This is a genomic window from Lentzea sp. NPDC058450, assembly GCF_042721395.1.
GTDB lineage: Bacteria > Actinomycetota > Actinomycetes > Mycobacteriales > Pseudonocardiaceae > Lentzea.
Map to the genome: position 1 here is coordinate 135,756 of NZ_JBHXLO010000013.1, position 22,916 is coordinate 158,671.

At 70.2% G+C, this 22,916-nt stretch carries 26 protein-coding genes; 21 read left to right on the top strand and 5 right to left on the bottom strand.

The window, feature by feature from the left end:
• The first annotated feature begins 148 nt into the window (after positions 1-148).
• From ACFWNN_RS21530 to ACFWNN_RS21570, 9 genes are read left to right on the top strand one after another with little or no spacing between them, the layout of a single operon-like run.
• Entirely contained in the window at positions 149-613 is a 465-nt protein-coding gene (locus ACFWNN_RS21530; RefSeq protein ID WP_382441690.1) for an Lrp/AsnC family transcriptional regulator, read from the top strand.
• A gap of 4 nt (positions 614-617) precedes the next feature.
• Positions 618-887 (top strand): DUF4229 domain-containing protein, encoded by a 270-nt coding sequence (locus ACFWNN_RS21535; protein ID WP_382441691.1) that lies wholly within the window; start codon positions 618-620, stop codon positions 885-887.
• Positions 888-914: 27 nt separating this feature from the next.
• On the top strand, positions 915-2,003 hold the full coding sequence (locus tag ACFWNN_RS21540) for a PLP-dependent cysteine synthase family protein (protein WP_382441692.1): 1,089 nt from the start codon (positions 915-917) through the stop codon (positions 2,001-2,003).
• A gap of 55 nt (positions 2,004-2,058) precedes the next feature.
• Entirely contained in the window at positions 2,059-2,364 is a 306-nt protein-coding gene (locus tag ACFWNN_RS21545; protein WP_382441693.1) for a hypothetical protein, read from the top strand.
• Positions 2,361-5,591 (top strand): hypothetical protein, encoded by a 3,231-nt coding sequence (locus ACFWNN_RS21550; protein WP_382441694.1) that lies wholly within the window; start codon positions 2,361-2,363, stop codon positions 5,589-5,591. The genes ACFWNN_RS21545 and ACFWNN_RS21550 overlap by 4 nt, the downstream gene beginning before the upstream one ends.
• A complete protein-coding gene (locus ACFWNN_RS21555) occupies positions 5,591-6,010 on the top strand; it encodes a hypothetical protein (protein ID WP_382441695.1) in 420 nt (139 codons plus the stop codon). The genes ACFWNN_RS21550 and ACFWNN_RS21555 overlap by 1 nt, the downstream gene beginning before the upstream one ends.
• Positions 6,007-6,993 (top strand): hypothetical protein, encoded by a 987-nt coding sequence (locus tag ACFWNN_RS21560; RefSeq protein ID WP_382441696.1) that lies wholly within the window; start codon positions 6,007-6,009, stop codon positions 6,991-6,993. The genes ACFWNN_RS21555 and ACFWNN_RS21560 overlap by 4 nt, the downstream gene beginning before the upstream one ends.
• A gap of 4 nt (positions 6,994-6,997) precedes the next feature.
• Positions 6,998-7,447: a hypothetical protein gene (locus tag ACFWNN_RS21565; protein WP_382441697.1), complete on the top strand. Its 450-nt coding sequence runs from the start codon at positions 6,998-7,000 to the stop codon at positions 7,445-7,447.
• Positions 7,447-7,848, top strand: coding sequence for a hypothetical protein (locus ACFWNN_RS21570; RefSeq protein ID WP_382441698.1), 402 nt, complete (start codon positions 7,447-7,449; stop codon positions 7,846-7,848). The genes ACFWNN_RS21565 and ACFWNN_RS21570 overlap by 1 nt, the downstream gene beginning before the upstream one ends.
• A 6-nt stretch (positions 7,849-7,854) precedes the next feature.
• On the opposite strand, the gene ACFWNN_RS21575 is transcribed toward ACFWNN_RS21570, so the two are convergent.
• The 4 genes from ACFWNN_RS21575 to ACFWNN_RS21590 all read right to left on the bottom strand — a co-directional run bounded on the left by ACFWNN_RS21575 (position 7,855) and on the right by ACFWNN_RS21590 (position 11,917).
• Positions 7,855-8,727, bottom strand: a complete 873-nt coding sequence (locus tag ACFWNN_RS21575; RefSeq protein ID WP_382441699.1) for a 1,4-dihydroxy-2-naphthoate polyprenyltransferase — start codon at positions 8,725-8,727, stop codon at positions 7,855-7,857.
• 47 nt (positions 8,728-8,774) lie between these two features.
• A complete protein-coding gene (locus tag ACFWNN_RS21580) occupies positions 8,775-9,887 on the bottom strand; it encodes a hypothetical protein (RefSeq protein ID WP_382441700.1) in 1,113 nt (370 codons plus the stop codon).
• Between the two features lie 77 nt (positions 9,888-9,964).
• Positions 9,965-10,996, bottom strand: a complete 1,032-nt coding sequence (gene menE, locus ACFWNN_RS21585; RefSeq protein WP_382441701.1) for an o-succinylbenzoate--CoA ligase — start codon at positions 10,994-10,996, stop codon at positions 9,965-9,967.
• 18 nt (positions 10,997-11,014) lie between these two features.
• Complete coding sequence (locus ACFWNN_RS21590; protein WP_382441702.1) at positions 11,015-11,917, bottom strand: 1,4-dihydroxy-2-naphthoyl-CoA synthase; 903 nt, start codon at positions 11,915-11,917, stop codon at positions 11,015-11,017.
• Between the two features lie 72 nt (positions 11,918-11,989).
• Between ACFWNN_RS21590 and menD the strand changes: the two genes are divergently transcribed.
• The 6 genes from menD (at position 11,990) to ACFWNN_RS21620 (ending at position 17,493) form a co-directional block, all read left to right on the top strand.
• Positions 11,990-13,561 (top strand): 2-succinyl-5-enolpyruvyl-6-hydroxy-3-cyclohexene-1-carboxylic-acid synthase, encoded by a 1,572-nt coding sequence (menD, locus tag ACFWNN_RS21595; protein WP_382441703.1) that lies wholly within the window; start codon positions 11,990-11,992, stop codon positions 13,559-13,561.
• Positions 13,562-13,615: 54 nt separating this feature from the next.
• Complete coding sequence (locus ACFWNN_RS21600) at positions 13,616-15,118, top strand: M1 family metallopeptidase (protein ID WP_382441704.1); 1,503 nt, start codon at positions 13,616-13,618, stop codon at positions 15,116-15,118.
• A 40-nt stretch (positions 15,119-15,158) separates the two neighbouring features.
• A complete protein-coding gene (locus ACFWNN_RS21605) occupies positions 15,159-15,908 on the top strand; it encodes an SDR family NAD(P)-dependent oxidoreductase (RefSeq protein ID WP_382441705.1) in 750 nt (249 codons plus the stop codon).
• A 61-nt stretch (positions 15,909-15,969) separates the two neighbouring features.
• Positions 15,970-16,818 (top strand): helix-turn-helix domain-containing protein, encoded by an 849-nt coding sequence (locus tag ACFWNN_RS21610; RefSeq protein ID WP_382441706.1) that lies wholly within the window; start codon positions 15,970-15,972, stop codon positions 16,816-16,818.
• Entirely contained in the window at positions 16,793-16,966 is a 174-nt protein-coding gene (locus ACFWNN_RS21615; protein WP_382441707.1) for a DUF397 domain-containing protein, read from the top strand. Before ACFWNN_RS21610 ends, ACFWNN_RS21615 begins: the two co-directional genes overlap by 26 nt.
• Positions 16,963-17,493 carry a GrpB family protein gene (locus ACFWNN_RS21620; protein ID WP_382441708.1) on the top strand — a complete coding sequence of 177 codons (531 nt, stop codon included), beginning with the start codon at positions 16,963-16,965 and terminating at the stop codon, positions 17,491-17,493. Before ACFWNN_RS21615 ends, ACFWNN_RS21620 begins: the two co-directional genes overlap by 4 nt.
• On the opposite strand, the gene ACFWNN_RS21625 is transcribed toward ACFWNN_RS21620, so the two are convergent.
• Positions 17,465-18,697, bottom strand: a complete 1,233-nt coding sequence (locus ACFWNN_RS21625) for an isochorismate synthase MenF (protein WP_382441709.1) — start codon at positions 18,695-18,697, stop codon at positions 17,465-17,467. The genes ACFWNN_RS21620 and ACFWNN_RS21625 overlap by 29 nt on opposite strands.
• 78 nt (positions 18,698-18,775) lie before the next feature.
• Here ACFWNN_RS21625 and ACFWNN_RS21630 point away from each other — a divergent pair, with 78 nt between their 5' ends.
• From ACFWNN_RS21630 to paaE, 6 genes are read left to right on the top strand one after another with little or no spacing between them, the layout of a single operon-like run.
• Complete coding sequence (locus tag ACFWNN_RS21630; protein ID WP_382441710.1) at positions 18,776-19,207, top strand: DUF3592 domain-containing protein; 432 nt, start codon at positions 18,776-18,778, stop codon at positions 19,205-19,207.
• A gap of 9 nt (positions 19,208-19,216) precedes the next feature.
• Positions 19,217-20,158, top strand: coding sequence for a 1,2-phenylacetyl-CoA epoxidase subunit PaaA (gene paaA, locus ACFWNN_RS21635; protein WP_382441711.1), 942 nt, complete (start codon positions 19,217-19,219; stop codon positions 20,156-20,158).
• Entirely contained in the window at positions 20,155-20,439 is a 285-nt protein-coding gene (gene paaB, locus ACFWNN_RS21640) for a 1,2-phenylacetyl-CoA epoxidase subunit PaaB (RefSeq protein ID WP_285645464.1), read from the top strand. The genes paaA and paaB overlap by 4 nt, the downstream gene beginning before the upstream one ends.
• On the top strand, positions 20,436-21,320 hold the full coding sequence (gene paaC / locus ACFWNN_RS21645) for a 1,2-phenylacetyl-CoA epoxidase subunit PaaC (protein ID WP_382441712.1): 885 nt from the start codon (positions 20,436-20,438) through the stop codon (positions 21,318-21,320). The genes paaB and paaC overlap by 4 nt, the downstream gene beginning before the upstream one ends.
• Positions 21,317-21,808 carry a 1,2-phenylacetyl-CoA epoxidase subunit PaaD gene (gene paaD / locus ACFWNN_RS21650; protein ID WP_382441713.1) on the top strand — a complete coding sequence of 164 codons (492 nt, stop codon included), beginning with the start codon at positions 21,317-21,319 and terminating at the stop codon, positions 21,806-21,808. The genes paaC and paaD overlap by 4 nt, the downstream gene beginning before the upstream one ends.
• A gap of 1 nt (position 21,809) precedes the next feature.
• A complete protein-coding gene (gene paaE / locus ACFWNN_RS21655) occupies positions 21,810-22,850 on the top strand; it encodes a 1,2-phenylacetyl-CoA epoxidase subunit PaaE (RefSeq protein WP_382441714.1) in 1,041 nt (346 codons plus the stop codon).
• Positions 22,851-22,916: the final 66 nt, after the last annotated feature.

The following is a 22,916-nucleotide window of genomic DNA, read 5'->3' on the forward strand; positions in this document are numbered from 1 at the left end:
GATCAGACGTTCCGGTCTGATCGTGGCATCTGACCCATCAGGTACTCGAACGCTTGTTTTTTGGTAAAGAGGTAGTAAGGGACGACAGGGGCGATTCGGACACGGGGTAGGCGGTCCGCAGGCACTCCGTGGGCATAGGGTGTCGCGGGTGGATGCTCTTGATCGACAGATCATCGCCGCACTGCGCGCCAACGGTCGTGCCACGTACGCCGACCTCGGACGGCAGGTGGGCCTCTCCGCCTCCGCCGTGCACGAGCGGGTCGGCAAGCTCGAGTCGAGCGGCGTCATCGTCGGCTATCACGCGGTCGTGGACCCCAGCGCGGTCGGCCTGGGCGTCACCGCCCTGATCGGCATCCACCCCACCGACATCGCCGACGACAACGAGGTCGCGGTCGCGTTGGCCGAGCTCAACGAGGTCGAGTCCTGCTACCGGGTGGCGGGCGACGAGTCGTTCATCGTCAAGGTCAGGGTGGCCACCGTCGACGACCTGGAGCGGGCGCTCGGACGGCTCCGGCGCATCCCCGGCGTGGCCCGCACGCGCACCACCGTGGTGCTCTCCACCCGCTTCGAGGGACGCCCGAACACCGTCGACGAAGAAGGCGACGTAACCTGAACGGGTGCTCGCTCGTGATGTGACGCTCTACGTCCTCGCCCGCCTCGGCCTCGTCGTGGTGGTGACCGGCGCGCTGCTGTTGTTCAAGGTTCCTTTGCTGCCCGCCCTCGCCGTGGGCGTGGTCGTGGCGCTGCCGGCGTCGTTGTTCATCTTCAAGAGCCTGCGGCAGCGCGTGGCCGTGGGCCTGAACACGCACCAGCAGACCCGCAAGGCGGAGCGCGACAAGCTGCGGTCGGAACTGCGTGGTGACGAAGGTCCTCTCACCCAGGCATAGGGCCTTCGCGCCGTTATCGTCCCAGGTGTGAGTACCTCCGTTGACCGTGTTTGCAGCCGGACCAGGCACTGGGTGTGCGAGGCCGTCGGGATCATCGAGGCGGACGCGAACCGTTCCGCCGACACGCATCTCCTGCGCTACCCGTTGCCGCTCGAATGGGGCATCGACCTCTACCTGAAGGACGAGTCGACGCACCCCACGGGTTCGTTGAAGCACCGGCTCGCCCGGTCGCTGTTCCTCTACGCGATCTGCAACGGCTGGATCACCGGTGGCACGCCCGTGATCGAGGCCTCGTCGGGGTCCACGGCGGTGTCGGAGGCGTACTTCGCGCGGCTGCTGGGGCTGCCGTTCATCGCGGTCATGCCCCGGTCGACCTCGGCGGAGAAGGTCGCGCTGATCGAACGCCAGGGTGGCAGGTGCCACTTCATCGACGAGCCGTCGGCGTTGTACGACGAGTCCCGGCGCCTCGCCGCCGAGCTCGGTGGCCACTTCATGGACCAGTTCACGCACGCCGAGCGCGCGACGGACTGGCGGGGCAACAACAACATCGCCGAGTCGATCTTCGAGCAGATGCGGCTGGAGCCGTCGCCGGAGCCCGACTGGATCGTCGTGGGCGCCGGCACGGGCGGCACGTCGGCCACGATCGGCCGGTACATCCACTACCAGAAGCTGAACACGCGCCTGGCCGTCGTGGATCCCGAGCACTCGGTGTTCTTCGACTCCTGGCGGGACGGCAACCCCGACCTGGTGGCGACGCGCGGGTCCGGCATCGAGGGGATCGGGCGGCCGCGCGTCGAGCCGTCGTTCATCGCCGCCGTGATCGACCGGATGATCAAGGTGCCGGACGCGTCGTCGGTCGCGACGATCCGGTACGCCGAGGACGTGCTCGGGCGCCGGGTCGGCGGCTCTACCGGCACGAACCTCTGGGGAGCGTTCCAGATCGTCGCCGAGATGAGGCAGTCGCGGGCGCGGGGGAGCGTCGTGACGTTGCTGTGCGACGGCGGCGAGCGTTACGCGAACACCTATTACGACGACACATGGGTAGCCGCGCAGGGCATGCACCTAGATCCTTGCCTTGAACGTCTGGACAACTTCCACCGCACGGGGAACTGGTGACGAGAGCTGTGCGTCACAGCGTGACCTGAGCACCTGAGTCCGCAGGGGGGACGCTGTGTCGTCGCTGTTCACCGACGCGGCCGAGCTGCGCGCGTACGCCGAGTACCTGCGCACCGAAGCCCAAGAGTTCGACACGATCCGCAAGTACGTCCACGCCACGGCGTGCGACAAGGCGGGCTTCACCGGCCTGCTCTCGTTGCTCCAGCCGGGCGTGGACATCGTGCAGGCGTTGTTCGACGAGACGCTCGACTTCGGCAAGTCGAAGCTCGAGGGCGCCGCCTCCGCGGTGGACGCGACGGCCAAGACGTACGACGACATCGACGCTCTCCAGCGCCGCATCCTGGACGGGTTGCTGAAGTGACCACCGCGTACCACGACCCGCGTCCCGTCGCGGCGTCCCTGAAGAAGCCCGACGTCGACACGGCGTCCCTGAACGACGTCCTGCGCGACCAGGGCTGGGGCGTCCAGGCCGTCAACTGGGTGTTCGAGGCCGTGACCGGTGAGTCGCTGGTCTCCACGATCATCACGCCGATCACCGGCGACTGGTCGAAGATCCGCGCGGACGGCGACGCCTGGCGCATGGTCGGCAACGCCATGAACGACGTCTCGTACAACCTGACCGACGCCGTGGGCAAGGTCCGCGGCCACTGGGACGGCGACGCCGCAAAAGCCCACGAGAAGTACATCGCCCTGGGCTGGAAGGCGGGCCTGCTGGCCGAGATGGGCGTGGCCCAGCTCATCGCCAAGGGCTTCGACACGGTGGCTAGTGGGGCTGAGGCCCTCGGCAAGCAGGCCGCGCGCCTGCTGGACTACCTGGTCAACAAGCTCCTCGAGGCCGCCGCCACCGTCTGGATCCCGGTCGCGGGCTGGATCAAGGCCGCCGAGATGGTCTGGAACGCCTACCAGATCTACCGCCGCGTCATGGACATCATCGACACGGTCCAGAAGCTCATCGCCGACGTCAAAGCGCTCTTCGACGCCGTGGGCCGGGTCTTCTCCGCCATCGGCAAGCTGAAGGACGCCGACTCCCTCGCCGAGGCGATGAACGCCACCCAGGAGGTGGCCGAGGCGGGCCGCGACGTCCGCAACGCCGTCCGCGACATCAGCGACGACGCCGCCTCCATCAAGGACTCGGTGACCGAGATCGCCGACCGAGGCCACGACGTGGGCTCGAAGGTCCGCGAGATCTACACCCCACCCGGCGGCGCCGACGAGACCAAACCGGCCGCCGTCTCCGCCCCAGGCGGCGCCCCGGCGGCAGCCCCACCCACCCTCCCGCACTCCGCGGACACCCCGACCACCACCCACGCCGCCACCACGACGGGCCCAGCGGCAGCAGCCCCACCCTCGCTGGGCGGCGGCGGAGGCGGCGGAGGTGCCCCGGTCCACCCAGGAGGCGTCTCCACGGGTGGTGGCGGCGGTGGCGGCGTCCCGTCCGGTGGCCCAGGAGCCCACGGCCCGGCCCCACGCCTGGACAACACCCACGCGGCAGCAGCGGCCCCAGCAGCCGCACCCCCGGCCCAGCACCAGACCCCGATGGGCGGAGCCATGCCCATGGGCGCCCCCATGGCGCCCGGCGGCGCGGGCGGCGACCAGACCAGGAGCTCCGGCTCCCGCCCAGGAGCGGGCGGCGTCCCGTCGTTCCCGAGCGCAGGCGCCCCGACGGGCACCCCGAAGCCGTCAGGCCTCCCGACCCCACCCGGCCACGGAGCAGGCCTGCCCAGCCCGCCCACCCCGGCCTCGAACACCCCGGCCTCAGGCGGCCCCCGCCCCACCGGCACGGGCCTGCCCACACCACCCGCAGGCACCGGCTCGCACGCGGGCCCGGACAGCCGCCCGACCTCGGGCTCGGGCCACCCGACGCCTCCCGGCACGCACGGCGGCTCAGGCTTGCCGACGCCTCCGGGATCGCACCAGACGCCGGGCAGCGGCCTGCCCACGCCTCCGGGATCGCACTCCGGCTCGGGCCTGCCCACGCCGCCGGGAACGCACCCGACTCCAGGTGGTTCGGGCAGCGGCCTGCCCACGCCTCCTGACTCTCATGGTGGCTCGGGCTTGCCCACGCCTCCCGGATCTCACGGCGGTGCCGGCCTGCCCACCCCGCCTAGCCACGGCTCCGGCCTGCCCACCCCGCCGGACCACCCGACCGCGAGCGCGGGCACCACGACGGCTCCGTCCCCGGCCGGCACCGGCGGCGGCCTGCCTTCTCCTCCCGGCCACCCGAGCCCCACCACGGACCACACGCCGAGCTCAGGCGGCGGCCTCCCGTCGCCTCCGGGACACCCGTCCCCGAGCACCGGCGCGGACCACACGCCGTCTGGCACCGCGCCGCACGACCCGTCGTCCCCGCGCCCCCACGACACCACCCCCACCGGCGCGCACGACCCCAAGCCGCACGACACCACCCCGGGCGACCCCGGCACGAAGCCGCACGACACCACGCCGAGCGACTCCGGCACCAAGCCGCACGACACCACCCCGGGCGACTCCGGCACGAAGCCCCACGACACCACGCCGAGCGACCCCGGCACCAAGCCGCACGACGCTGACCCCAAGCCCCACGACAGCGACGCGAAGCCTCACAACGGCGACCCCAAGCCCCACGACACCGACACCAGCGGCGCCGACGACCCCAAGCCCCACGACGCCCACCCCGACACCGATCCCACCCCGGACCCGAAGCCGGACCACGACCCCACCCCGGACCCGAAGCCCGCGGACCACACCGGCGACCACACCGACGGCAACGGCAGCGGCGACGGCGGCACCCCGCCGCCTCCCACCAGCCCCGACCTCAAGGGCCACTTCGACGCCGCCGCCATGTCCGCCCAGGGCCAGGGCTACCAGCACCAGCTGGAGCAGATCCTGCCCAACCAGGCCGACCGCGACCGCTACGTCGAGCTGAGCCAGCGGCTGTCCACGAACCTCACCGCGGACGAGGCCCAGCACGTGGCCGACGTGCGCAACCAGATCAAGGTCGACTCCGGCGACATCGTCACCAAGGCCCTCAACCAGGGCGCGCTCAGCACCTACCTGCCCGACCAGCCGCACGCGGCCGGTAGCAAGCAGGAGACCTGGCAGAACCAGATGGGCGGCTCCATCGCCCGCGGCCAGGACGTGGTCGGCGTCAACACCCCGCAGGGGCTCAGAGACGGCCTGGCGCTCGACGACAAGGGCCAGGGCTGGACGCCGATCCCGCAGGGTGCGCAGCAGGCCATGCAGCTGAGGTACGAGATCACCGACCAGAACCAGGGCGCGCACAACGTGCCGTTCGGCGGTCCGAAGAAGGACGTGCCGGACTTCACCCAGCCCGGGCCGTACGGTCCGAACCAGTACCAGTCGCCGCAGGAGCAGCAGCACTACCAGCAGTCGCAGCAGCAGATGGCGGCCGCCGGCGGCACCACGAAGACCTACGACGGGTACGACCCGTTCACCGGCACGGGCTCCACGATGGGCGGCATGCCGGAGTGGCGGGTCGACGGCGGCACTCCGTTGCCGGATCGTGCCGAGATCTGGCAGGTGAACGCGGACGGAACTGAGAAACTGCACGCCGTGTACGACCGCAAGTTCGGCTGGACGAAGCTCTGATGACCCACTACTCCCAGGAGATCGCCGAGTACCGGGGCGAGACGTACTTCGCCGGTGCGGAGGACCAAGAACACGTCTGGCTGCGCAAGATCCCCAACCAGGCGTACGCGAACGCCGAGGGCTTCCAGACGTACGGCAACCGTGAGCTCAAGACGGTCGCCACGAAGGACCTCGACGCCTGGTACCAGGAGACCTGCAAAGCGACGTGGCGCGGCCAGCCGTTCAACGTGATCAGCACGACGAACGGCAAGGCCGAGGCCGGGTACGCGGGTGGCGAGTACGTCTGGGCCCAGCAGAACGGGCTCGAAGGCGACCAGTACAACGGCTTCACCGCGACGATCGACGAGCACGAGCTCCAGGACGTGCAGGTCGACCGCACCGACTTCCTGCAGCGGTGGAAGGAGAAGAACCCGGGATGAGCACCCCGCAGACAGTCGAGAAGGCGGCCGGCATCGGGCCGGGGACGATCCTGCAGAAGATCGTCCACCCCGCGATCGCGCAGCTCTACCTGGGCAACGTCGTGGTGCCCGGCAAGTTCGAACCGCACCGCGCGGCCGGGTTCGTGACGCGCGGCCAGGACTTCCCGCAGGGCACGGGTGACCAGTTCGCCGAGGCGTTCGGCGTCGACAAGGTCGCGGACTGGCCCAGGGGCACGCAGTACGTCCTGCGCTTCTACGCCCACACCACCGAGCTCTTCGCCACGAGCTTCGGCGGCCCCACGCTCGACGGCGCGCAGAAGATGGGCACCACCCGCGTCTACCCGGTCCCGTTCACCGGCACCGGCTACACGCCGAGCACCACGCCCATCCCCGAGTACGTCATGGACCTCGCCGAGCTCCCCGCGGGCACGGAGCTGTGGCGCTTCGACCCCGCGAACGCCCAGGGCCGCAGCGTCGGCAAGTACGTCCACCGCCAGACCGGCTGGATCCCGACCGGCGACGTCGGCTTCGGGCCCGGAAGGTACTGGCAGGCCCCGATCGCGCACCGCCCGACCGTCCGTCGTGGACTGATCGGCCGGTACCGCGGCCAGGACTTCGACGTCGACTTCGGCGACACCCCCGGCAGCGTCCTGCTGCACCCGCTCGCGGGCCAGCCGGCGCCGGAGGACTTCACCCAGGACGGCGAAGCCCGGTACCTGGAGGTCCCGGACGCGGTTGTGGAGGACCTCCAACTGGTCCGCACGATCTGCACCTACCGCGACGCGGAGTTCGAGATCGTCGGCGTCCTGGGCGACCAGGCCGTGCTGCACTACCTCGGCGAGAACTACGAGGTCGCCCAGGCGCTCGGGCTGTCCGAAGTGGACTTCCGGCAGTGGCGCACCACCGCGCGGCGCGCAGACGTCAGCGACATCCGCGGCGACGCGAGGCCGATCCGGCGCGGCGTCTTCGGCAGGGAGAACTGAGAGCATGACCACCCCGAACGACAGCTGGAAGTCCCCCGAGCTGCGGGCCGCCGAGGCGCAGGTCGACGCGCGCTTCAAGGAGGCGCAGGACCTCGCCAACCGGCTCAAGGACACCCCGCTGCCGCCCGTCCCGCCGGTCGACTTCAAGGCGATCGCGCAGCAGGTCGAGCGGGCCGCGCAGGAGAGGGACGCGCCCGAGCAGCTCAAGGCGCTCAAGCGCAAGGTCGACGCGGGCGAGTTCACCTGGGAGGACGTCGTCTCCGGCAAGGCCGCGCAGGACCCGGACGTCCAGTCCATGCAGCAGGAGAACGTCAAGAAGATGAAGCAGGCGTTCCAGATGCTCCAGGAGGGCCTGACGCCCGAGGAGATCATGAACGCCCAGGACCCGCGCCGGAACCGCGGTGACGACGGCGACGAGAACGCCCCGGACATCTTCACGGAGGACAAGTGGTGATGACGGCCTGGCGGACACCGGACATCCAGGCGGCGGAGGACTTCCTGACCAACGCCGTCGCCGAGGCGGAACGCACGATGCGCGCCACCCAGCAGGGTCTGCGCGGCAAGGAACCGTCCACTGAGGACATCCGCAGGGTCATGCAGTTCGCCAAGTCCGGCGACGCGTCACCGGCGATGCGTCAGCTCGCCGACCGCATCGCGCGCGGCGCCGGCCTCAGCTGGCGCCAGGTCCTCGCCGGCGAGGCGAGCCACGACCCGTTGGTGCGTCAGGCACTCGAAGCAGATCGCGCGCGGCTCGACGAGCTGATCGTCGGCGAGGCCGCCCCGCCACCACCGCCGCGCAGGCCCCAGCCCCGCGACGACGACGAACCCATCCAGTTCACCGAAGACGCCTGGTAGCGGACCTCAGTCCAGCACGAGCCCGGCGCTGACCAGCACGGCCCACGCCAGCATCGCGATCCCGGTGAACTGCAGCACCGGGATCAGGTCGCGCCCACCCCGTCCGGCGGCGACGCGCCGCACGGCGGGCAGCAGGATCGGCGCCGCGAGGAACGCCAGCAGCGCGTACGGCACCCGCACGACCATGCCCAGCGCGATCAGGAACGGCACCGCGATCAACGCCAGGTAGAGCCGCCGCGTGTCCTTGTCGCCCAGCACCACGGCCAGGGTCCGCTTGCCCGACACGGCGTCCGTCGGGATGTCCCGCAGGTTGTTCGCCACCAGCACCGCGGCCGAGATCGAGCCCATCGCGATGGACGCGCCGATGCCGATGCCGGTGATCTCCCCGGTCTGCACGTACAACGTCCCGAGCACCGCGGCCGGCCCGAAGAACAGGAACACCGCGATCTCGCCGAGCCCCGCGTAGCCGTACGGGCGCTTGCCACCCGTGTAGAACCACGCCCCGGCGATGCACACCGCGCCGAACGCGAGCAGCCACCAGTGCCCGGACATCGCCACCAGCGCCACACCGGCCAGCGCGCCGACGCCGAGCGAGATGAACGCCGCCAGCCGCACCTTCGCGGGCTCGGCCGCGCCCGACCCGGTCAGCCGGAACGGCCCCACCCGGTTGTCGTCGGTGCCGCGGATGCCGTCGGAGTAGTCGTTGGCGTAGTTCACGCCGACCTGGAACGCCACCGAGACGATCAGCGCCAGCACCGTGTAGAGCGCGCTGAACTCGTCGATGTGGTGCGCCGCGGCGCCGCCCACGACCACGGGCGCGATCGAGTTCGGCAGCGTGCGCGGGCGGGTCCCCTGGATCCACTGGACGACTGAGGCCATGCCTCCATCCTCCGGTATGGCTCCTGAGGACCCGCCGAAGGGGTGTATCAGCAGGCAGGTGCGCCGGACACACCCGCGGTGTACGCCTTGGCGATGTGCTTGCCGGAGGCGATGCGGTACCAGACGTTCGACGTGCCCTGCGTGCCCGACACCGACTCACCGGTGAGCTGGCAGGTCACCCTGACCTGCGCGTAGTTCGCGGCCAGACCCACCTGCGAGGACGAGGAGTTCGCGCCGCTGCGGACGTTCACCGTGCCGTTGGCCGCGGAGGTGCGCACCGTCCCGAGAGGACCGGAGCCCGTCCACAGGTACGTCACGGTCACCCAGGCGTTGTTGGTGAGCTTGAGGCCGTCCCAGAACGTGCCGTCGGCGAGGTCGATGCCGGCCGGGTTCGCGGGCTTGCGGCCGAACTCGTCCTTGCCGCCGTTGTAGCCGTCCTCGTACGCGGCCTGCGCTTCGGGCTTGCCCTGCGGCAGGTCCTTCCACATCTGCCGGGTGGCGGCCGGGTTCCAGTAGTCGTCCTTGGTGTTCCACGGGCCGACGTCCCACACCGGAGCCCACTCGCAACGGCCGTTCGACGCGCACACCTGCACGCTGTAGTTGCCGGAGTTCTTGTTGGCCAGCCCACGCCGCGACGGCAACGCCACGAAGTGGTCGCGCGACCGGATCACGTGCCCGTTCGCCGTGGTGCCGCCGACCAGACCCTCGCGCGTGGCGTACACGCGGTACGAACGTCCAGCGGCCGCAACGGAAACGTCGTCGGCGGCCACCGTCGCGGGAGCCTGCGTGGCCGTCAGCTTCACACGGGAAGCCTTGCCACTGCTCAAAACGACGCGCGTCTCGATCGTGGACGTGGTCACCGGCAGGACCACCGGCTGGGTCGCCGGCGCCTCCAGCCACTCGGTCCACTGCCCGTCCGCACGCAGACCGCGCACGTCGACGACGCCGTCGCCGGTCACCGCCGCCGTGACCGCGTTGGCGGGCTGAGCGAGTCTGTGCGTGCCGAGCTCGATCAAGCCCGTGCGTGGCGAACCGCCCCACGTGACCGCGCGGCCGCTGACGTCAGCGGACCACTCGTTCGTGGCGGGTGCCGCCTGGGCGGGTGACGCCAGCCCGGCCACCAAGGCGGCTCCGGCGACCAGCGGTAACAGGTAGCGCATGAAGAAACCCCCATCGCTAGCGCGCACGGCCTGAGTTCGTGCGCTTCGCGGGGAGAGTTGTCCTCAGCGGTAAAGGTTCACCTAAAAAGGGCGCCGACGGCCGTCCGGTCGACCTTGCCGGGCCCGCGCAACGGCAGCTCGTGCACGAACCGCACCAGCTTCGGCGCCGCCGCCCGTCCCACGGCCTCGGCCACCGCGGCCTTCAGCTCGTCGACCGACGGCTCCACCCCGCGCGTCACGACCGCGGCGGCCACCACGGCACCCCACTCGTCGTCCGGCACGCCCACGACGCACGCCTCCAGCACGCCGTCCACGGTCGCCAGGGCCCGTTCCACCAGCACCGGAGGCACCTTCTCGCCGCCCGTGACGATCACGTCGTCCGCGCGCCCGAGCACCTCCAGCCTGCCGTCGAGCACCCGCCCGAGGTCCCCGGTCCGGAACCACTCGCCGAACGGTTCCGCAGCCCCGCGGTACCCCAGCGCCAGCACCGGACCGCTGATCTCGATCACGTCGTCGGTGCGCACCGACACGCCCCGCAGGGCCTCGCCGTCGTACACGCAGCCGCCGGCGGTCTCGCTCATGCCGTACGTCGTGACGACCTGCACGCCCAGAGCGCGCGCCTGCTGCAGGAGCTTCGGCGGGGTGGCGGCCCCGCCGATCAGCACGCCGTCGAACTGCCGCAGCGCCTCCAGCCCCGGTCCCTCGGTCACGATCAGCCGCGAGAGCTGCGTGGGCACGAGGGCGGTGTAGTGGCGGCCGGGCTGGGCGAGCACCGGCCGGGCGGCGTGCGCGAAGCCCATCGCGCGGAAGCCGCCCGCCAGTTCGAGCACGCCGGGCGTGGTGCCGGCGACGATCGACCGCACCAGCACCTGCGCGCCCGCGATGTGGCCCATCGGCAACGCCAGCAGCCACGTGCCGGGCCCGCCGAGCCGCTCGTGGGTGGCCTCCGCGGACGTCGTCAGCGCGTCCGCGTCGAGCAGCACCGTCTTGGGCTCGCCGGTCGACCCGGAGGTGGGCACGCCGAGCACGGCCCGCTTCTCCCAGCCGTCCAGCGGGCCGTCCACCAGCGGTTCGCCGCCGGTCAGCGCCGCGCGCAGTTCGTCGAGCATGTGCACCTGCCCCGGAACTCAGAAGTAGTACGGGTAGTTCGACCAGTCGGGGTCGCGCTTCTCCAGGAAGCTGTCGCGGCCCTCGACGGCCTCGTCGGTCATGTACGCGAGCCGGGTCGTCTCGCCGGCGAAGAGCTGCTGCCCCACCAGGCCGTCGTCGATCAGGTTGAACGCGTACTTGAGCATCCGCTGAGCCGTCGGCGACTTGCCGTTGATCTCGCGCGCCCACTGCAGCGCCGTCGTCTCGAGCTCGGCGTGCGGCACGACCTCGTTGACCGCGCCCATCTTGTACATGTCCTCGGCGGAGTACGTGCGGCCGAGGAAGAAGATCTCGCGGGCGAACTTCTGCCCGACCTGCCGCGCCAGGTACGCCGACCCGTAGCCGCCGTCGAACGAGCCGACGTCCGCGTCCGTCTGCTTGAACTTCGCGTGCTCGGCGCTCGCGATCGTGAGGTCGCACACGACGTGCAGGCTGTGCCCGCCACCCGCGGCCCACCCCGGCACGACCGCGATGACGACCTTCGGCATGAACCGGATCAAGCGCTGGCACTCCAGGATGTGCAACCGGCCCGCCCGCGCCGGATCGACGGTCTCGGCCGTCTCACCGGAGGCGTACTGGTAGCCGCTGCGACCACGAATCCGCTGGTCACCACCACTGCAGAAGGCCCAACCGCCGTCCTTGGCGCTCGGCCCGTTGCCGGTCAGCAGCACGCACCCGACGTCCGACGACATCCGCGCGTGGTCCAGCGCCCGGTACAGCTCGTCCACCGTGTGCGGCCGGAACGCGTTGCGCACCTCGGGCCGGTTGAACGCGATGCGGACCGTGCCCTGGTCGAGCGCGCGGTGGTAGGTGACGTCGGTGAAGTCGAAGCCCTCGATCGGCTTCCACAACGACGGGTCGAAGAGCTCCTGATCTGCCACGGTCCGAGACTCTAGGCGGCCACGGCTGAGACCAGCGGGCGACCTCTCAGCGCGTCCGGTGACAATTGAGGGATGAACGGGTCAACTGCGCACGCGAGGGTGATCGTCGACGAGCTGGTGCGCAACGGCGTGCGGCACGTCGTGCTGTGCCCCGGTTCGCGCAACGCCCCGCTGTCGTTCGCGCTGCACCAGGCCGAGCAGAAAGGCCTGCTCACGGTGCACGTGCGGATCGACGAGCGCAGTGGCGGATTCCTCGCGCTGGGGCTCGCCAAGACCGGTGAGCCGGCCGTGGTGACGTGCACCAGCGGCACGGCCGTCGCGAACCTGCACCCCGCCGTCATCGAGGCCCAGCTGACGAACGTGCCGTTGATCGCGCTGACCGCGGACCGCCCGGTCGACCTGTACCGCACCGGCTCCAGCCAGACGATCAACCAGCACGACGTGCTCGGCATCCCCACCCTGCACATGCCGGAGGGCGCCGACGAGGCCGTCACGCGGTCGCTGGTCTGCCGGGCGATCGCCACGAACGGCCCGTCGCACGTCAACGTGCCCTTCCGGCCGCCGCTCACGCCGTCCGACACCGCGTGGCCGGAGTCGGAGCGCGGCCCGTGGACGGAGACGGACCGCACGTTCACCGTCGAGACGCGCGCCTCGGACCTCCCCGCCCGCACGCTGGTGCTGCTCGGCGACGACCGGCCGGAACGGCTGCTGAAGGCGTCGCGGCTGGGCTGGCCGGTGATCGCCGAACCGACCGCGCCCGGCGGGCTGCGGCACGGGTCGTTGCTGCTCAACGCGGGCCTGCCGGAGCACCTGCGGCCCGACGCGGTGCTGGTCGTCGGCCGCGTCACGCTGTCGCGGGGCCAGCAGGCCTTGCTGGGAAGCACTCCGATCGTGCACGCGGTCGGGGACCAGGCGCAGTGGCCGGACGTCCAGTTCACCGCCACCCGCGCGTCCACCTGGCTGCCCGAGCCGCAGGCGCTCGACGGCGAGTGGCTCCAGACGTGGCAGAGCGCGGTGAAGAACGTCAGCGTGGCCGTCGACGACCTGCTCGACGCCGAGCCGTGGCCGACCGGGCTGCACGTCGCCCGCGACCTCACCCAGGCGATGCCGTCGGGGTCGCTGCTGTTCGTGGGCTCTTCCAACCCGATCCGCGACGTCGACTTCGCGGGCGAGCGGCGGCCGGACGTCGCCGTGCACGCCAACCGGGGTGCCGCGGGCATCGATGGAAGCGTGTCCACGGCGATCGGCCTGGCGCTGCGGCACGACGGGCCGTCGTTCGCGTTGATGGGCGACCTGACGTTCCTGCACGACAGCAACGGCCTGCTCGCCGACCGCCTGCCGGACCTCACGCTCGTCGTGCTCAACGACGACGGGGGCGGCATCTTCTCGTTGCTGGAACAAGGCGCTCCGGAGTACGACGCGAGCTTCGAGAGGATTTTCGGCACTCCGCACGGGACGGATCTGACCGCTTTGTGCGCGGGCTACCGAATTCCACACTCCACAGTGGACAGCCGGGAGGAGTTCCGTAGCGCGATTGCGGCACCGAAAGGCCTCCAAGTGGTCGAAGTGCAGGCAAAACGTGACGAACTACGCGCGCTGCACCAACGTCTCAAGTCGACTGTGTCAATGGTTTTCAGCAGGTAGGAAACCTACGGAAGTCGGTGGCTCGTCCAAGATCGTCTGGATAGCGTCCGCCGCATGTCGATCAGAACCAAGGCGACGGCCGCGGTGGCGTCCGCGGCCGCGATGACGCTCTTCGCGGGGACGGCGCTGGCGGCGTCTCCTGGCGCACCTGGCGCAGGCGACCCGTACTTCCCGACCTACGGCAACGGTGGGTACGACGTCTCCCACTACGACATCAGGCTCAACTACAACCCGAACGGCGACCAGCTGTCGGGCACCACGACGATCCTGGCGAAGGCCACCCAGGACCTCACGCAGTTCAACCTCGACTTCCTGCTCAAGGTGAAGTCGGTGCGGGTGAACAACGTGCCGTCGTCGTTCGTCTCCGACGACGGCGAGCTCACGCTCACCCCGCGCGGTGGCGTGCGCAAGGGCCAGGACCTGACCATCGTCGTCACGTACGCCGACAGCCCGTCGACCGTGAAGGACCGCAACGGTTTCACGGCGTGGACGAAGACCACCGACGGCGCGCTGGCCATCGGTGAGCCGGAGATCGCCTCCTGGTGGTTCCCGTCCAACGACCACCCGACCGACAAGGCCACCTTCGACGTCAACGTGGCCGTCCCGAACGGCGTCGAGGCCATCTCGAACGGCACGTTCGTCGGCCAGACCCGGCAGATCAACGGCTACACCCGGTGGAACTGGCGCAGCACCAAGCCGCAGGCCACCTACCTGACGTTCCTGACGATCGGCCAGTTCGAGCTCCGTCAGGGCACCACCCCGTCCGGCCAGCCGTACGTCAACGCGTACTCCGAGCGCCTGGGCGACAACTCCGACGCGGCCAAGGCGAGCGTCGAGCGCACGCCCGAGGTCGTCGAGTTCCTGTCGGAGAACTTCGGCCCGTACCCGTTCGAGGCGCAGGGCGGCGTCGTGACGCCCGACCTCGGCTACGCGCTGGAGAACCAGACCCGCTCGACCTACGACACGGCCTTCTTCCGCCGCGGCGCCAACACCTACGTCGTCGCGCACGAGAACGCCCACCAGTGGTTCGGCGACTCCGTGTCGGTCCACCACTGGCGCGACATCTGGCTGAACGAGGGCTTCGCCTCCTACGCGGAGTTCCTGTGGTCCGAGCACATCGGTGAGGGCACGGCCCAGGAGAACGCCGACTTCACCTACGACTCCTACCCGGCCGACAGCGCGTTCTGGAACGTGCTGCCCGGCGACCCCGGTGCCGGCGCGGTGTTCGACGGTGCCGTCTACGACCGCGGCGCCCTGGCCGTGCACGCCCTGCGCGTGGCCGTCGGCGACGAGAAGTTCTTCGAGATCCTGCGCACGTGGGTCGCGGAGAAGAAGTACTCGGACGCCACGATCGAGGAGTTCATCGCCCTCGCCGAGCGCATCTCCGGCCAGCAGCTGGACCAGCTGTTCCAGACCTGGCTCTTCACCAAGGGCAAGCCGGCCGAGGCGCCGGGACGTTCTGCTGACGTGGCCGCGAAGTCCAACTCGGTGCCCGTAGCCCCGAAGTCGCGCGCCAAGATCGACCTGACCCACCAGCTCCTGGACGCCCACAAGTAACTGAGTGGCCCCGGCTCCCGGTGACGAGCACGATCAAGAGATGAACTCTCGCGTCGCGCTCGTCACCGGCGCCGGCTCCGGAATCGGCGCCGGAACGGCCTCCGCCCTGGCAGCCCTAGGCCACCGCGTGGCCCTGCTCGACCGGTCGGACGCGGTGCACGCCGTAGCCGACGAGATCAGGTCGTCCGGCGGCACAGCCCTGTCCGTGCTCGCCGACATCAGCGACCCGGACACCGTGACCGCGGCCGTCGACCAGGTGGTCGCGGAGCTGGGCGCGGTCGAGATCCTGGTCAACAACGCCGGCTTCGCCCGCGACAACCACGTCCTCGACATGCCCTTGTCCGACTGGGACGACGTCGTCAACACCCACCTGCGCGGCGCGTTCCTGCTGCTCAAGGCCACCGCCCCGGCCATGCGCTCCTCGGGCTGGGGCCGGATCGTCAACATCTCCAGCATCTCCGCCCTCGTGGACAGCGACCGCGCCAACTACGTGGCCGCCAAGGCGGGCATCGAGGGCTTCACCCGAGCCACCGCCCTGGACCTGGCCCCGCACGGCATCACCGTGAACGCCATCGGCCCCGGCGTGATCGTCACGGAGATGACCAAGGTCTCCGCCGCCCGCCGCAACCGCACGCTGGACGAGCACGTCGAGGTGATGCGCCAGTCGATCCCGCGCGGCCGCGTCGGCACGCCTCATGACATCGCACGGGCCGTGTTGTTCTTCGCAGCAGAGGACGCCGACTACGTGACGGGCCAGGTCATCTACATCAGCGGCGGCCCGCATGGCTGATCCGTTTTCACCCGAACGAGCCCGTATCGTGGAATAAGTCCAAGTCATAGCGTCGATGGCTATGGCCCACAGCACACCGTCCACCGCGTACAGCCGGGATCTGGGCGACGAACTGCGCCGGTTGCGCGAATCCTGCACCGACCTCAAAGGGCACGAGGTGGCCTCCCGCCTCGGCTGGGACCCCAGCAAGGTCTCCACCATCGAGCACGGCAAGGCCCGGCCGAGCGAGATCGACCTGGTCCAGTTCCTCACGATGTGCGGCAAGGACCTCGACTACTTCGAGGACTTCAAACGCCGCTACCGAAACGCCTTCGAGGAGTACATCGTCCAGTTGCCCGGCAACCTGCGCACCGTCGCGATGGCGGAGTCCACGGCCACGAAGATCTTCAGCTACAACACGCTGACGGTGCCCGGACTCCTGCAGACCTCGCGGTACGCCGAGTGCCTCTGCCGCGCGGCCGGGATGACCCTCGACGAGCAGATCTCACCGCTGGTGCAGGCGAGAATCGACCGCCAGGCGATCCTGAAGAAGCACGGCCGGCCCGATTGCTTGTTCTACGTCCACGAACTGGCGCTGAGGCAGCAGTTCGGCGACGACCAGGTCATGGCGGACCAGTACCTCCACCTGTTCTTCAACGCCCACATCGTCCGCGTCGTGCCTGCTGACGTGCTCGTGAACTCGGCAGGCATCCTGCTGTGGGAGTACGAGAAGGCCATGCCGATCGCGTACGCCGAGACCGATCTGACCCAGGTGTTCGTGCAGGACCGAGGGGCGATAGCGCGCACGAGGCTGATCTTCGATCGCTTGGCCGAGGTCGCCTTGGATGCGGAACAATCGCGGAGGAAGTTGGCGGACTACGTCAACCTGCCGCGAGAGGACCTCCATGCTCCAGGACCGCGCTTGGCGTAAGAGCAGCTACAGCAACGGCACGCCGGAAGGCGAGTGCATCGAGGTCTCGCTCGCCCACGACGCCCGTGTCCGCGACTCGAAGAACCCGGCGGGCGAGGTGCTGGCGTTCAGCACCTCGGCCTGGAGCACGTTCGTCGAGCGCCTTTGACACCGCCCTGGGCCTTCGAACGGGCGGAGGTCTGCTCGCACGACCCGGCGTGGGCGCAGCGGGCACGAACGGAGGCGGCGAGCCTGACCGAGGTGCTCGCCCCCTGGCTGGTCGACGGCGTCGAGCACATCGGTTCGACGTCCGTCCCCGGTCTGGCCGCCAAACCGATCGTCGACCTCATGGCCTCGGTGGACAGCCTGGACACTACCCCGATCGCCCTGCTGGCCGCCCACGGCTGGGCCTACGTGCCACCAGAGCTCGACAACCACCCGTACCGCCGCTTCTTCGTCAAACCGGACCCCACCGGCCAACGACGGGAAGCGCACCTCCACGTGATCCAGGCAGGCCACCCGAGGTGGGCCGCCCAGCTCCGCTTCCGGGACGCGCTGAGGAACGACAGGCACCTCGCCCAGCAGTACGAAGACCTCAAACGCCGGCTGGCCGAAGAACTGGGCCACGACCGTGAGGCCTACACGGCGGGCAAGGCGGACTTCGTGGCTAGAGCCCTTCGAGCGCCTCACGCATAGGCCGCATCTTCGCGTGCGCCTCCTGCACCTCGATGTCCGGATCCGAGTCGGCCACCAGCCCGCACCCGGCGAACAACCGAGCCGTCGACCCCGAGATCTGCGCACACCGCAAAGCGATCCCGAGCTCGCCGTCCCCGTTCCCGTCGATCCACCCCACGGGCCCGGCGTACCGCCCGCGATCCATCCCCTCCAGCTGCGAGATCAACCGAGTGGCGTCCAACCGAGGCGTCCCACCCACGGCGGCAGTCGGATGCACCGCCTCCCCGAGCCGCAGCAGCGAGGTCGAGTCCTCCAGCGTCCCGATCACGTCCGAAGACAGGTGCGAGACGTTGGGCAACCGCAAAACCGAAGGCCCCTCGACCGACATCGTCGTACAAAAAGGCCGCAACGTGTCCGCCAGCGACCGGATCGCGTAGTCGTGCTCCTCGAGGTTCTTCTCCGACGACATCAGCGCCGACGCGAGCTCCTCGTCCGAGATCCCGTCGTGCGGCCACGTGGTCCCGGCGAGCACCCGCGAGTCCACCACGGACCCGGTGCGGCGCAGCAGCAGCTCAGGCGTGGCGCCGACCAGTCCGTCCACGGCGTACGACCAGCACTCCGGGTAGCGCCGCGCGAGCCCCTGCAGCACGAACCGCTGGTCGAGTGGCCGGTCCGTGACGGCCAGCAGGTCGTGGGCGAGCACCACCTTGTCCAACTCGCCTGCCCGCATCCGCGCCACCGCCGAGCGCACGGCCTCGCGGTACTGCGTGACCGGCAGCTGACCGTTCGAGTAGCGGACGGACGAAGGCCGTGACAAAGGCGGGACATAAGGAGACGGGTCCGAGGCGCCGATGGTGGTGACCCACTGCTCGCCGTTGCGGCGGCCGACGACCACCTCGGGCACGATCAGCACCGAGTCGCCCGGCTCGTCGGCGAAGGCCATCGAGACGAAAGCCACAGGTCCGCTGCCCGGCACGCCCAGCGAGTCGTCCACGTCGAGGTGCGCGCAGAACTCCTGCCACCACTTGTCCGCCTGTGCGAACCGGTCGGGGCCGCTGACCTCGAACCGCGCTGCCTCGCCCCAGCCGACCAGACCGGACCCGTCGCGCACCCACGCGAGGGCGTGCTCCGGCGACGGCAGCAGTCCGAGCAGGTCACCGGCGGTGTCCTGCCTCGACCGGACGCGGATTCGCTGCCGTGCTCGCGATGTCGGTGCTGAGGTCACAGTCCGACTGTATGGACCTCAACCTGAAAGCGCGGCATCCGCCCGGCTCTAGACTTCTCAGTTGTGGTGGAGGACGCAGTGACCAAGACGCCCCGCGGTGTGCGCGTCCGCCGTGCGGTCTGCAAGACGTTGTTCGTCGTCGGTGGCGTGATCACGCTCGTGTGCGTGCTCTTGCCCATCGCGTGCTGGCGGGACGACGTGGCCATCGAGAAGTCGATGGGGCAGGCGGTCGCACAGGTCGACTCCGTCGCCTTCAACCGCACGGTTGTGCGCTACGCCACACCGGACGGGCGCGTGATCATCCCGTCTCAAGGCGTGCTCTACCCGGCCGGGCTCGCCGTCGGGGACAACGTGAGGGTCGAGTACGACCAGACGAACCCCGAACTGGTGCGCGTCGCCGGACGCACGGCGGTGCTCAGCTTGTTGCCCGTCGGAACGTTCCTCGTGTCCGTCTGGATCGTCATCGCGGCAGTTGTGACAGTTCTACGCAGATTCGGCACCCGGGTGTAACATCGGGGCATGGCGGATGACCTGGAGCTGCGCTTCGAGCGCACCGTGCAGGCCGAAGCGCGCATCGAGCCGCGCGACTGGATGCCCGACGGCTACCGCAAGACCCTGATCAGGCAGATCGCCCAGCACGCGCACTCCGAGATCATCGGGATGCAGCCCGAGGGCAACTGGATCAGTCGCGCGCCCTCGCTGCGGCGCAAGGCGATCCTGCTGGCGAAGGTGCAGGACGAGGCCGGTCACGGCCTGTACCTGTACTCGGCGACCGAGACGCTCGGCGCCGACCGCGAGGACCTGACGACCAAGCTCATCGAAGGCCGCCAGAAGTACTCGTCGATCTTCAACTACCCGACGCTCACGTTCGCCGACGTCGGCGTGATCGGCTGGCTGGTCGACGGCGCCGCGATCTGCAACCAGGTGCCGCTCTGCCGCACGTCGTACGGGCCGTACGCGCGCGCCATGATCCGCATCTGCAAGGAAGAGTCGTTCCACCAGCGGCAGGGCTACGAGCTGCTGATGACGATGATGCGCGGCACGCAGCAGCAACGCGACATGGTCCAGGACTCGGTGAACCGCTGGTGGTGGCCGGCGCTGATGATGTTCGGCCCGCCGGACGCCGAGTCGACGAACACCGAGCAGTCCATGGCGTGGCGGATCAAGCGCGACACGAACGACGAGCTGCGGCAGAAGTTCGTGAACATGAGCATGCCGCAGGCCGAGGCGCTCGGCGTGACGTTCCCCGACCCAGAGATCAGGTGGAACGAGGAGCGCGGCGAGTACGACTTCGGTCAGCCGGACTGGGACGAGTTCTGGCAGGTCGTCAAGGGTGGCGGCGTCTGCAACGAGCAGCGCATCGCCCACCGCCGCAAGGCGCACGAGGACGGCGCGTGGGTCCGCGAGGCCGCGGCCGCGCACGCCGCCAAGACCGCTGTACGTAAGGAAGGTGCCGCGTGAGCACGTCTTGGCCGCTGTGGGAAGTGTTCGTGCGGGGCAAGCGCGGCCTGAACCACGTGCACGTCGGTTCGCTGCACGCGCCGGACGCCGAGATGGCGCTGCGCAACGCCCGTGACGTCTACACGCGCCGCAACGAGGGCGTGTCGATCTGGGTCGTGCCCGCCACGTCGATCACCGCGTCGTCGCCGGACGAGAAGGACCCGTTCTTCGCGCCGGCGGGGGACAAGGTCTACCGGCACCCGACGTTCTACGCGATTCCCGAGGACGTGCCGCACCTATGAGCTTCGACAACGCCTACGAGTCGCTGCTGGGCGGCGAGGACGCGCACTGGGCGTTCGGTACGGGCTTCTCGGAGGCCCTGTCCGGCGTCGACCGCGAGTTCTCCGCCGGTGTCGACCGCGAAGCCCTCGCCGCGTACTGCCTGATGCTCGGCGACGACGCGTTGATCTACTCCCAGCGCCTGTCGGAGTGGTGCTCGCGCGCTCCGGAGCTGGAAGAGGACATCGCGCTCGCCAACATCGCCCTCGACCTGCTCGGCCAGGCCCGGATGCTGCTGACGCGCGCCGGCGAGGTGCTCGGGCGGGACGAGGACGCGCTCGCGTACCTGCGCGACGAACGCGAGTTCCGCAACGTGCACCTGGCCGAGATCGACTGCGGCCCCGGACCCGGTGGCGACTTCGCGACGACCATCGCGCGCCTGCTGGTGTTCTCCTCCTGGCGCCTCGCGCTGTTCTCCCGTCTGCGGGGCTCGGCCGACCCGGTGCTGAAGGCGATCGCCGAGAAGGGCCTCAAGGAACTCGCGTACCACCGCGACCACGCCGCCCAGTGGACCGTCCGGCTCGGCGACGGGACCGACGAGTCGCACCGCCGCATGCAGGCGGGCCTGGACCGCGTGTGGCCGTTCGTGGACGAGCTGTTCGCGACGCATGCCGTGGAAGCCACTTTGGCCGGTGTCGCCGTGGACCCGGCGTCGCTGCGGTCCGAAGTGGACGGTGTGCTCGGTGCCGTGCTGGACGCCGCCGGTCTGAAGCGCCCGACGGACACGAAGGCCGCCCGCGTGGCCGGCATGGCGGGCCGCGACGGCGTGCACACCGAGGCCATGGGCTACCTGCTCGCCGAGATGCAGCACCTGCACCGCTCGCTGCCCGGAGCGGTCTGGTGACGACGGCACTGGAGGTCGCGTCGGCCGTGCGGGACCCGGAGCTCCCGGTCCTCACGCTCGCCGACCTCGGCGTGCTGCGCGACGTGTCCGAGGCCGACGGCCGCGTCGTCGTCACGATCACCCCGACCTACTCCGGCTGCCCCGCGATCGACGAGATGGGTGCCGACCTGCGCCGTTCGTTGCGGGGCGCGGGCTACGAGGACGTCGAGGTGCGGCTGTCGCTGTCCCCGGCCTGGACCACGGACTGGATCAGCGACGAGGGCCGTTCGAAGCTGGCCGAGGCCGGCATCGCACCCCCGTCCCGCATCGGCCCGGTGGCGGCGGGCCCGGTCCCGCTGAACCTCGTCCCGCCGTCCCGCCAGGTCTCGTGCCCGCAGTGCGGCTCCCCGAACACCTCGGAGATCTCGCGCTTCGGCTCGACCGCGTGCAAGGCCCTGCGCCGCTGCCACGCCTGCGCCGAACCGTTCGAGCACGTCAAGGAGATCTGAGTTGTCGCGCCGAGCCGCCTTCCACAAGCTCACCGTCGCGAGCGTCGACCGCCTCTGCGACGACGCCGTGGCCGTCACCTTCGACGTGCCCTCGGACCTGGCCGCCGACTTCGCCTTCACCGCGGGCCAGTACCTGACGCTGCGCCAGGGCGACGAACGCCGCTCGTACTCGATCTGCGCCCCCACCGGCGCCGCCCCGCGCATCGGCGTCCGCCGCGTCGAAGGCGGCCAGTTCTCGACGTGGCTGGTGGACCGCGTGGCCGTGGGCGACGTGCTGGAAGTCCTGCCACCGCTGGGCAAGTTCACCCCGTCCGGCACCGGCACCCACCACGGCCTGGTGGTCGCGGGCTCCGGCATCACCCCGGCGCTGTCGATCGCGGCCACGGTCCTCGCCACCGGCGCCCGCGTGACCCTGATGTACGGCAACCGCAGCACCAACACGGTCATGTTCGCCGACGAGCTGGCCGACCTGAAGGACCGCTACCCGGCCACGTTCCAGCTGATCCACGTCCTGTCCCGCGAACCGAGGGACGTGGAACTCTTCACCGGCCGCCTCACCGCCGAGAAGCTCACCGCCCTGTTCGGCAGCGTCGTCCCGTTCGACGCCATCGACGAGTGGTGGCTGTGCGGCCCCTACGAGATGGTCCAGGACGCCACCGCCGTGCTGCGCGACCGTGGCGTGGCCCCCGAACACGTCCACCACGAGCTCTTCTACGTGGACGAGCCCCCGCCTCCGCCCCGCCGCCAGGAAGCCGTGATCGAAGCGGCCGCCTCGGTCACGGTCGTGCTGGACGGCAAGTCGACCACGCTGCCGTTGCCGGCCGACGAACCGATCCTGGACGCGGCCCAGCGGGTGCGCGCTGACCTGCCGTTCGCCTGCAAGGGCGGGGTGTGCGGCACGTGCCGGGCGCTGGTCACCGAGGGCACCGTCGAGATGCGGCGGAACTACGCGCTGGACGCGTCCGAGGTGGACGCGGGCTTCGTGCTCACCTGCCAGGCCCTGCCGACGAGCGAGTGCGTGACGGTCGACTTCGACGCCTGAACCTGACAGGCGCGCGCCCGCTCCTCAGGAAACACCCGCAGGAACGTCCTGCTCGTGGCACGATCG